The 10,937-nt window shown below is 57.2% G+C and carries 3 protein-coding genes; all 3 read right to left on the minus strand.

Annotation, left to right across the window (positions count from 1 at the left end; translation table 11 throughout):
* Positions 1 to 175 precede the first annotated feature (175 nt).
* The 3 genes from Pla52o_RS19675 to Pla52o_RS19685 all read right to left on the minus strand — a co-directional run bounded on the left by Pla52o_RS19675 (position 176) and on the right by Pla52o_RS19685 (position 8,938).
* Positions 176 to 5,011, minus strand: coding sequence for a tetratricopeptide repeat protein (locus Pla52o_RS19675; protein ID WP_146596322.1), 4,836 nt, complete (start codon positions 5,009 to 5,011; stop codon positions 176 to 178).
* A 212-nt stretch (positions 5,012 to 5,223) separates the two neighbouring features.
* Positions 5,224 to 7,569: a polysaccharide biosynthesis tyrosine autokinase gene (locus Pla52o_RS19680; RefSeq protein WP_231612491.1), complete on the minus strand. Its 2,346-nt coding sequence runs from the start codon at positions 7,567 to 7,569 to the stop codon at positions 5,224 to 5,226.
* Between the two features lie 208 nt (positions 7,570 to 7,777).
* Positions 7,778 to 8,938, minus strand: a complete 1,161-nt coding sequence (locus tag Pla52o_RS19685) for an exosortase/archaeosortase family protein (RefSeq protein ID WP_231612487.1) — start codon at positions 8,936 to 8,938, stop codon at positions 7,778 to 7,780.
* Positions 8,939 to 10,937 lie beyond the last annotated feature (1,999 nt).

Raw genomic sequence — 10,937 nt, forward strand, 5'->3', positions numbered from 1 at the left:
GCCCTGGGCTGACATAGGGCCGCCCCGTTGGGGCTTTTGTATCGTTCTAAGCAGGGAGGCAGGAATGATTGGGTGAAATGCCATTAGCCGCTTGGGCGTTAGCCCCGGTTGAACCGCTTGAACCGTGGCTAACGTCAAAACGGCTAATCTACGGAAAAGACTCCTGCCTACCTGCTTAGGAGCTTTGGCGGTTGGCGAATTCTTGTTGCATGATTTCAAAATCGCGACGCTCGGCCGGGGTCAGGACCGTTTCCTTGAGCGCCCGTACATTCAACTTGGCCCATTGGGCTCGCGATTCCACTTTGTCTCCGGCCCGCATCAACGCCATCAGCAAATGGAATCGATAACGTGGGTCGTCTGAACCGGACGTGGCTTCACGCAGAATCGAGATCGCTTCGTCGATGCGGCCGTTCCGTAGCAGCACCAAGCCTTGGGTGTCCAACAATTCCGGACTGCGGCCATACAAATCGATCGCTTTTTGAATTCGGGACACCGCGGAGGCTTCACGCCCTGCGATTTCGGAGAGCGCCATCGCCAAGTTATTCAGCACGCGAACGTTATCGGGCGCCAATTGCTCCGCTTTTTCATAGAGGGCAACGGCTTCGGGATAGCGTTGTTGCGAAAGTCGCAGCGTGGCGATCGATTCGATCAAACGCGGCACGTTGGCGAAACGCTTGATCGCATCGTCGAAGATCGCATCGATCTCGGCGGGCACGTTTTGAATGTCCCCTTGGATCGTGACCACGTCGGCCATCAACGCGACCGCGTCGGGTTGGCGAGTGGCTTGGTAGTGTGCTTGACAGATTTCCAACGCGCGGGGGAATTGCTTTCCGCGAGCCAAAGCAATCACGAAGACACGAAACGTATCACGATTTTCTTGGTAGGCCTGTTCCAACCACTCCAGTGCTTCTTCGTGATAGCCGAGATTCGAGAGCGTGCGACCGGCGGTTTCCCAGGCTCCGGCTTGCAGCATGGTGCCGGATTGGACGGTTTGTTCGGTCCACGCCTTCGTCAACTCCGCCGCCCGGACGTCGTCGCCCTGCTTGCGGGCCAACCGCAAGCGAATATCCAACCCGATCGGGGCCCCATTGCTGATCGCATCGAGTCGATCGGCCAAGGGAGCGACGTCGGCGATTTGGTCAGCTCGCAGCAGCAAGTCGGCAAATCGATAGAGGTCCATCACCTCGGGTTCATCGCGCCGCGTCAATGCGGTGTAGTGGCGACGAGCTTCGGCGAACGCGCGTTGCGCATCGGGGGATTGGGGACCACCTTTGGCATTCGCCCATCGCCGCCGCTCCAACGCCGCCAACATCCGCATCGCATCATCGCTGTCGTGGCCACCGGTGCGGATCAATCGATCCAAGATCGCAGCGGCCTCGCGTTGTTGCTCTTGATCACCACGATTGATCAGGATCAATGCATACAGCAATTGATTTTGCGATGAGGCGGCGGTTTCGTTTTTCAATAATTCGGCGAGTCGTTCCCAGGGGACGTTGCCTCCGTCGCGTAGCGCGATCGTCAAGGCCAAACGGTTACGAATGTCCGCGCGGTCGGGCGCTAATTGGTAGGCCTGCTCCAGCATTTCGATCGTTTTCGGATCTTCGCGGCGAGCTTGATGGTACTGGGACAGCGCCACATAGACGTTGGGATCCTGGGGGGCGACCTGCAAGGCGTGGTTTAACGCGGGCAACGCGGCGGCAAAATCGTTGAGTTCGACATAGGCCAACCCGACAAACAACGACCGTGTCGGTTCGGCGATCTTGCTGCGGAGTGCTTGCTGCAATTCCAAGTGGACTTCCTCGTTGCCAAAGAACGCCGCTTGCAAACGCACTCGCAATTGGTAGGCCTGCAGCGAGCTGTCGCCCGAGGCGGCTAAGGCTTGGTCATAGGCTTGTTTGGCCTCGCCGACCAACCTCGCTCGCGTTTCGGTTTGCTCGGTCGCTTGGGCGGCACGCGCGGCGGTTTGTCCCAAGATCAGCCAAGCATTGGTGTCGCCTGGATTGTGTTTCGTTCCCGCCCGGGCAAGATCCAACCCTTGCGAGTAATCTCCTTTTTTAGCTGCGATCGCGACTGCCAAGGCGGTGATCGTGGAATGGGTATCGAGCATCCGTTCAAAGCGGCTCAATTCCGCCTCGGCCTCGGCGACCCGATTGGCACGATTGAGTTGGTCGACCAATAGCAACAGCGTGGTGACGCGTTGGTCACCACTGTCGATTCCCCGGCGGAGCGCGTCGATGGCGCGTTGGGATTCGCCCAACCGGGCCGCGATCGTGCCTTCCAACGACAGCCCCAGGCCCCAGCGAGGTCGGGTGTTACGAATTGCGGTTTGTAACTCACTGGCGGTTCCTAACAAGCGACTTCGCTTGGGATCGTTTGCGTCCAATCGATCCCATTCGGCTTGCAATCGCGTCGCCTGGGCCAATCGCCACCATGAACCCTGTTCGCCTTCGTATTGGCGGAGTTCTTGTTCCCATCGGAGCGCCTCGCGAAACGGCGAATCGGAGTCGCCCACGGGATTGGCGGTCGCAGCTGGATCGGCTGGGTTGGCTAACGTTGGGTTGGCCAACGCCAACGTGAACAAGCGAAACAGATGCTCGGGCGTCCGCTGGTCTTCGGGAATGCGGCCCAGCAATTCCGCGGGGCCGAGACCGCCGAGCTCACTGGGCCCGCCGGCATCTTGCTGATTTCCGGCTGGTTTGCGGGACGCTTGTTTGGCTTGCGCGATATCAGCTGCCAACGTCAAACACTCCGCCGCGTCGGCGGGAATGGCTTCGGCGTGTTGGACCAACTGTTGGATCGCTTCATCACGTGAACCGGCGGCGACCAAGCAGCGTGCGAGCGTTTTATGATAGGTGAGCGCATCGTCGCCCACGATTTGGCGTAGTCGCTCCATCGCGGCTTGAGAGCGTTGTGCTTGCCCGGCCGTCGCCAGACTGAGCGCGGCGACCGATTGCAATTCCGTGTTTTTGGGGAAGCGTTCGGCCAGCGTGGCCAACCGATCGATCGCTTGTTCGCGTTGTTGTCCGTTTTCGGAATCGGGGATCGCGAGCGCCAACAATTCCAATTGAGCTTCGAGTTGCCCCCGCTCGGCGGCTTGGGAATCCGGCAACTGGGCCACCGATCGACGTAGTTTTTCCAGATCCCGCGTCACGGCAGCAAAATCTCGCTGTGCCGGAGGCAATGCCATTTGAACCCGGACCAACGCTTGAGCGCGGGCGACCAACACTCCCAGCGACGTGCCGCCGATCGATTGCCATTGTTGGCGCGAGCGATTCGTGTCTCCGGAGGCCGCCCAGGCGCGGGCGGCGTCGACGCGGTATTGAGGGTTGCCCGGATCCAAATGGATCGCTCGCTCATAAGCGGTCGCTGCTAAATCCCAAGCCCCCGACCGCTCGTAGGCCGTCGCAACCAACACGGCGGCGCGAACGCGTTGTTCATCGGGCATGGGAAATTGAGAATCGAGCGCCGCGTGCAGTAGCGAGATGGCGGTTTGCAGCTTGTGTTCACGCAGGGCGATTTGGCCTCGCAGCAGACGCATGTTCCAGGTGGCGTGATCCAAAGTGCTCTGCGCTGCGGCACGCTGGCCGCGAGTCATGTGAGCTCCCGTTGGCCCCGCCAAGTCGGATGCGCTGCGGCGCAACAAGCCGGACAATTTCGAAATCGCCGCAGTCGCCTCGGCAACGGTCCCCTGTTCGGCCAAGGCCGAGGCGTGGGTGAGTTGCAATTGCAACGAATCATCGGCCAAACGGGTGATCCCACGTTGCCACAGCTCGATCGCTTGTTGCGGCTCGTTGGCACGCCAATGTTGTTGACCGCGTTGCAGATGGACCGCTTCAATCAACGCCGCCGGGACCTCCATCTCGGTCAAGGTGATCAGGGTATCGAGTCGATCGCGGGCGACCGACTGCTGAGCTTCCGTGGCATTCGCTTGAATCCCCGCGGCGGTCGATAACAGGACCAGTTCGTAATCCCAGCGGGGCGAATAGGCGGCGGCAACGGGCGAGGTTGCAACGAGCGAGGTTGCGTCGGAGGCCGGCTGAGTCTTTTCTGTCTCAGCGTGGTTCTGCAGGCGGCGGAGTGCGGAAGCGACGATCGATTGAATTCGTTCTTGCGCCTGCTCGGGCGACGTTTGTTGCAAGTACCGGTAAACGATCCATTGGGCGTGACCGTTATCGTGCTTCACTTCGAGATGGGCGATGACTTCGGCCCTGACTTTCTCTACCCACTGAGTCAACGCGCTCGCTGCGGCACCTTCCTTGGGCGGGCTGAACGATTCAGGATGATTCAAACACTGGTCGATCAACGTCGCGGCCAAATCGAGATCATCCCGATTGGCATCCCAGGCGATGTGAACGACGTCACCGAGGGGTTGTTGCGAGAACCATCGCCAAAACTGCGTTTTTTCGGCATGTTTCTTCGGGTCACGATGATCGTCGTTTTCCAAAGCGAATTGCCCGACGCGGGCCAGCGCCATGCTGCGCAGCATCTCTGCGTCGAAGTGTGGCGGCGCCAATTGGATGATTTGGCGTTCCGCTTCATCGGCATAACGCGGCCCGTACTGCAACAAACGCTTGATCAAGCGACGACGCAGCCCAGACTCCTGCGACGCAGCATCGGGTGTGCGTTCCTGCTGCTGTAAACTTGCCAGTGCATCCCGCAGCGTCCGACGCGCCCGCTCGATCCGCTCGGGTTGATTGGCGGGAGCCGTGTCGACGGCGTTATCGGCCGCCAATGCCAACAAAACCGTCCCTTCACTGTCGTCCGGATGCAGCAAACGATATCGTTTTAGCCAACGAATTTGCTCCTCCCAATCCTGGTTCGCTTCCGCCGCCTGGGCCTTGTCCATCACGGACGACGCGATTTGGCGAGATTGCATCCAGTACAACACACTGGCCACGAGTGCCAGTGCAAGACAAGCCGCCACCGACTTGAATATCAACGGTGTGTTCCATTCCCACCGAACACTTCGTTGGGCGCGTTTTTCGCTGACGGTTCTTTGAACTTCAGTCATGCAATTAATAAGTAAACGACAAAGCGGGGTGCGGAAACACCACAGCAGAAGTCAGTGGAAGTGGGGAGGGTGCGAAAACGTGAGGCTTCGGTAGATGTTTAAAAACAACGGTTGATTTAATCAGCCGCCCCGCGTTAGCGTCCGGTTCGCATCGGTTGCCTACGTCGCGTTTTGTTTGCGGAGCAAACAACGACTTTATCGGCGACGGGTCGCTACAACACACTTTGCTCATTCATCCCGCCGTGCAACGGCATGCCTGCGGGCGTAGGTGTAGCCACCGCATCGGGCACTCGATCGTGCTTAGGCGTCAAATAGCGATAGTCGCCGTAGCGGTAGGCATAGTTGCTGTAGGGGACGCCGCTAAACACAGTGCCGACGACGTTAGCACCAGCGGCCTCCAAACGACGACTGCTCCGCACGACGGTATCGCTACGGCTGACGTCACGCATCACACACACCAAAGTGGCATCCGTCTCCGCTGCGATGGCCAGGGTTTCACCTGCGGCCAATACCGGAGCGGTGTCGATCACCACGTAGCTGTAATGCTCGAGGGCTCGATCAAGCAAATCTCGCAGCGCCGATGCGTTGAGCAAGCGGTGCGGACTCATGTCAAGCTGTCCGGCGGGCATCACATGCACCAGATCGCCGAGGGAGCGGTCGATGGCATTGTCAAAATCGACCTCACCGGAGAGTACCTTGCTCAAGCCGGCCCCCATCTCGAGTCCAAAAATCGCGTGTTGATCGGGACTGCGGAGGTCGGCGTCGATCAACAGCACGGTTTTCCCGCACGCCTTGGCCAATGAGATGGCCAATTGCGAGGACACACTACTTTTGCCTTCGCCCGACATGCTGCTAGCGATGGTGATCGAGCGGACTCCGACCGTATCTCGGGACAACATCAAATTAGCCCTCAACGTATCGATACTCTCTTCGAAGACGCGTTGGCGTTTGCCGACTCCAATCTTCGAGGGCAGTCGTGCGACTTCGCCAATCACGGGAGCCACGTCCTTGGATTCCAAGGTGGTGGCATCACTGATTCGTTGGGTACGGAATTCCCAGAGCAAGCCCAACAGGAAGGGGATGGCAAAGGCACCGGCAGCGACGACGACCATGTTCTTGGTTGGCATCGGCTCGATAGGACGCGTCGGCGTGTTAGCCGCCGCCATCGTGTGCACGCCGCTGCCGCGTCGACGCTCGGTACGAATCGCTGCGACGCGTTGATTCAATTGAGCCAGGATGCCGACCGCGACCTCGCGATCTTCCTGGGCAAACTTTAGATCCGCGGAGTTGCCACCCTGTTTTTCCAAGCGTGCTTTTTCGTTGTCATATTCTTGTTGCGTGATCGCGCGTTTGGCCTTCAGTTCCGCCAATCGTTGTTGGTCGGACTGTTGCCCCAATTTCAATTCGGCTTTTCGTTTGAATTCTAACTGAGCCAACTGGGCCTTGCGGTTTCGCTCGGCAAGCTCCAGGGCGTCACTTTTGATTTCCGCGACCGCCGTTGACCGCACGTCGATGCGAGCTTGACGCAAGTCATCCTCGGTGTCGGCAAGCTGAGTTTTTAAGCCCTCGTAGTGATCGCGTTGAATGCGGACCAAATCACCATCTTCCATCGAGCGAATCATCCCTTGCAACTGAGCCACTCGATTTTCATATCGGCTCACTTCTGCACTGGACTCGACGTAGCGATCGATCTCGGCGGTCGTCGGCTCGGGGATCTCAAGTTTGGGCAACTCAATATTGCGGTCCGATTCGCCGGAGACGCCCGCTTCGTGCATCGCCACTTTGGCTTCAAGAATCGATTCCTCCACGATGTAGTTTGCCAAATCCCGTCGCAAACCGGTCAGAATCGAAAGATCGTTCTCAAGGCCTTCGACGCGTTGGGTGGGATCAAAACCGAGTGCCGCTTTGCTCAATTCGCGGACCCGTTTCTCGTGGGCTTGGACTTCACTTTTCCAAAGCTCGATCGACGGCGCCAACCAACTTTCCAAGTTGGAGACACGTTCGCCATCGAGCCGGTCTCGTTGCACCAAATAAGCCTCGGTCACCTTGTTGCAAACCAATGCAGCGACTTCGGGATCGGCATGCTTGAAGCTGATCGTCAGCAACGAATCGACTCCCGCATTGCCGATGCTTAACCCCGCTCGCAACGCATTCTTAGCCGCTTCGCTGTTCTGAAACAGTCCGGTCGCTTGCACCTCGGCATCGGCCAACACGCTGTCCAACACCAAATCGGTGGTGATCAGTTGGCGTTCGGTTGCTGCCAAGTTCCGCGACGTCGGCATGACGCCTTGGAACACCACGTAATCTTGGTTGGCTTCCAACAGGTGGGTTGCTTGGTAGATCGGCACAAATCGGGAATAGACGATAAAGGCCGCTGCCGCGGCTAACGACAATCCGATCGGGGTCGCCCATAACCAACAACGACGCACGGTCACCCAGAGCAATTTGGGGTCAAACTCGATGTTCGACTTATCGTTACCGTGGGCGCTGCGTTTGACCTTGGCACGACCCGAGGAATTTTGGCGGCGCGAGTCGGGGCCATTGGGATGGGGGGACATTTCCACTCGTGATTCCTATTTAGCTGACAAAAATTGCCAAAACGATGACGGGTGAGGTTCGCAGCATGCGTGCTGCGGACATGATCCGGCCGCGAGCGGAGCCAACGAAGACGATCGTTGAATCCGTGGGGCCGTCAAAAACAAATTGAACGTGAACTTCGCTCGGGATCCAACGGAGACTTCGATCCGGATCCCGAGCCGATGGGGATCAAGACGGTACGACGTTGCTGCGTAGCCGCTCGGTGTGATCGTGAATCTTGACAGGACGATAAACCCGCTCCCAAAAAACCTTGACGCACCAGAGCAATCCGGCGGCCAGCGGGATCATCAGATAACCGCTCCAGTCGTGAATGAGATGTCGGGACGCGGGCGATGGGAACCAACCGTACAAGTAGCCTGTGGCGGTGATCCGCAATGCGTTCACCCACAATGCCATGGGCAGTGCAGCAACGAGGATGATGGTGCGATCGATCCAACTGCGCCGGACGGTGGCACACCAGAAAAAGGCCATCGCAAACATCCCCACAAAGATGCGGAGCCCCGAGCAAGCTTGGGCAATCATCAATTGGTCGTCATCGACCCAAATCGTGTGTCCTTCGGCGATCGCAGGCAACCCTAGGATGCGCAACATGATCGTACTAAGGGTGGTCGCAACGCCTTGCAAATTCCAACTGAGCAGACTCTCGGCGCGATACGGCAGAGGCACCAACATCAGCAGAAAACAGATCGCCGGGGCCGCCCATCGCATCGCGGGGGCTCCCAACAGCAACCAGACGATTCCGGCAACCAGTGGGACCAGTGACCAACCGTCCATAAAATCCATGTAAGCCAAACGTCCGACGATTCGCATGCCGACGCCCAGACCGATCAATGACAAGCCGCGCCAATCGACATTGCGACGGACGCCGGGGAATTGATCCCAACGCATCCACAACAACATCAGCGAAAGCGGAATCACGATGTAACCGTGTGAATAGTCCGGCTCGTTTCGCCATTGCAACTCGAGCCATTCCCAGGTCGGCCAAAAGGCGAAGACAAAGGCAAAGGCAATCCCAGCCGCCCACAACCAAAAAACGGGCTTGGCCAAATGATCACCGGCGGGCAACAAGACCGAAGAGGCATTCGAAGCATGATGACGGGAAAAACGACGACCACCGCGACCGGTTGCACGTTGCAGGGCGGCTTGGAAAACATTGCCGCGAGCGGCGGAGGAACTCGATGCCACAGAGGATGGCGAGCGTTTGCCACGGGCGCGTTTACCAGCGGAATCCGAAGAGCCCGAACCGGCCAAACCCGCTCGTTTACTGGCTGCCTCGATCCTCGACTTGTCGATCGGCGGCCTGGTTTTGCGAGGCTTGCGTTTACTCACGATGCCCCCCCCAACCACAGAGGAGACACCCAACGTACTAAAAAGGAACGTACGAAGTTGGGACTCAAAGCAGTCGCCAGGTAAACAATGAGCGGCCGAACCGCGAGATGAACCAGGAGGCAGGAGTGCATATTTTTGTACAGACTTCGTCCACATGGGTGACACTTCTAACAAAAGCATCAACCAAATCGCGTACTCAGAGATCACACGCAAAAGGCCCCCCGAAAACCACTTCCATTACAGCGTGGTGAGGTCGCGTTTTGCATTTCCATTCAAGTTGAATGGCTACGTTAGATGTACAACAGTCCGCTGACTGTTATGGTGGCCATACTAGGCCGCGCTTTAAGGATGGTCAATGATTCTCTCCGTTTTCCTGGGACAATCAACGGATGGGGTGAGGATTATAAGGGCGTCGGGAACGAGTACTTGGACTTAAAAACAATACGACCCTCAGGAAGAATTTAAGTAGGACATCGAGACCCCCGCCTTCAGCACACCCCACCCCCCTCACGCGAGTTTAATCTACATTCTGCATTCTGCAATCTGCTCTCCCACTCTCCTATTTTCCTAGGCAGCAAGGACTCGATGCCATTCACGTCAGCGGAAGGAAATGATGATTAGTACCATTGGTGAAATGACTTAACATTCCAACGGTGACAGCGTTCGCCAAAACATGGCCTAACGCCAAGCGACGGTAGCGACATCAAAATTAGAAATGCTCGAGCCTAAGCAGGTAGGCAGGAGTCTTTCGGTAGATTAGCCGTATGGGCGTTAGCCACGGTTCAAGCGGTCCAACCGGGGCTAACGCCCAAGCGGCTAACGGGATTTCACCCAATCATTCCTGCCTCCCTGCTTAGGTTGCAAAATTGATAAGGAAGCGAGTCGTTGCCGCGCCCTGATTTCGGTGGCGATGGAAGATACGATTTATCACGTGCGGATTCAGTATTCTTGCCGACTAATCGATCACCAATCGGAAAGAATGTCGCGGCTGTTTCGACCATCGAAGATTGACGAGCGATTCCAACCGTAGCTACGTTCGCCAGAACGTGGTCCCCCCCGTCGTCAGCTCCTAATCATAATCTTACTCATAATCTTACTCTCGTCCGCGCACGCCGCACCTGGACCCGGAGCCAAGTCGCGAAGATTAGGATTAAGAGTAAGATTAAGATTAAGAAACAAAAGGGATGCGGCAGTTTCGTGCGGTTGCACGGTAATGTGTTGGGGGGTCAAGAAGACTGGGCTGCGCTAACCACTGATCTTCGCTAATCGAACACGAATCGGAAAGAATGTCGCGGCTGTTTCGACCATCGAAGATTGACGAGGGATTCCAACCGTAGCTACGTTCGCCAGAACGTGGTCCACCTCGTCGCCAGCTCCTAATCATAATCTTACTCCCAATCTTACTCTCGTCCGCGCACGCCGCACCTGGACCCGGAGCCAAGTCGTGAAGATTAGGATTAAGAGTAAGATTAAGATTATGAAACAAAAGGGATGCGGCAGTTTCGTGCGGTTGCACGGTGATGTGCTGGGGTGGTCAAGAAGACTGGGCTGCGCTAATCACTGATCTTCGCTAATCGAACACTAATCGAAAAGAATGTCGCGACTGACGTAGCCGTCGAAGATTGACGAGGGATTCCAACCGTAGCTACGTTCGCCAGAACGTGGTCCACCCCGTCGTCAGCTCCTAATCATAATCTTACTCCTAATCTTACTCTCGTCCGCGCACGCCGCACCTGGACCCGGAGCCAAGTCGCGAAGATTAGGATTAAGAGTAAGATTAAGATTAAGAAACAAAAGGGATGCGGCAGTTTCGTGCGGTTGCACGGTGATGTGTTGGGGGGGGCAAGAAGACAGGGCTGCGCTAACCACTGATCTTCGACAATCGAACACCAATCGGAAAGAATGTCGCGGCTGTCGCGGCCATCGAAGATTGACGAGCGATTCCAACCGTAGCTACGTTCGCCAGAACGTGGTCCCCCCCGTCGTCAGCTCCTAATCA

Source organism: Novipirellula galeiformis (genome assembly GCF_007860095.1).
Taxonomy (GTDB): domain Bacteria; phylum Planctomycetota; class Planctomycetia; order Pirellulales; family Pirellulaceae; genus Novipirellula; species Novipirellula galeiformis.

Coding starts and splice junctions, on each gene's coding strand:
- Pla52o_RS19675 (WP_146596322.1), bottom strand. CDS start 5,011: ATGACTGAAGTTCAAAGAACCGTCAGCGAAAAACGCGCCCAACGAAGT.
- Pla52o_RS19680 (WP_231612491.1), bottom strand. CDS start 7,569: ATGTCCCCCCATCCCAATGGCCCCGACTCGCGCCGCCAAAATTCCTCG.